1 protein-coding gene is annotated in these 356 nt (G+C 69.4%); it reads right to left on the bottom strand.

Annotated features, from left to right (window positions below; all coding sequences use genetic code 11):
- Positions 1–356: IS110 family transposase (locus tag JMJ55_RS30525; protein WP_236034275.1), on the bottom strand; the 356-nt coding region annotated here is incomplete at both ends.

The following is a 356-nucleotide window of genomic DNA, read 5'->3' as shown; positions in this document are numbered from 1 at the left end:
AGGGTCTCTCGCACCTGCAGCAGGGGCTCGATCACCGCGGCGAGGCTGCGGCGGTCTGCCGCGAGCTCACGGGCACGGCTCGGGAAGGCGCGCTCGCCGATCGGGCCAACCTTCAGCCCGAAGCCGCGCAGCACGCCACGGATGCCGTTGTCGATGTCCCGCAGCTTGCCAACCAGCAGCCTGCGGGCGGTCAGCAGCGCCCGAAGTTCCTGCGACAGCTCCGACTTCACATGCACCGCTCGGAACCAGCCGGTCCGTACCATCTGGGCGATGGCTCGTGCGTCGGTCCGGTCAGTCTTGACCGGCATGGCTTTGGTCGCCGCCCGCAGCTGCCGGGTCTCAAGTAGCACTACCGG

Origin of the sequence: Belnapia mucosa, from assembly GCF_016775475.1 — a bacterium.
GTDB classification, from domain to species: Bacteria; Pseudomonadota; Alphaproteobacteria; order Acetobacterales; family Acetobacteraceae; genus Belnapia; species Belnapia mucosa.
Note: the sequence above shows the minus strand (reverse complement) of the source record. Positions and strands in the feature narration are given on the sequence as shown.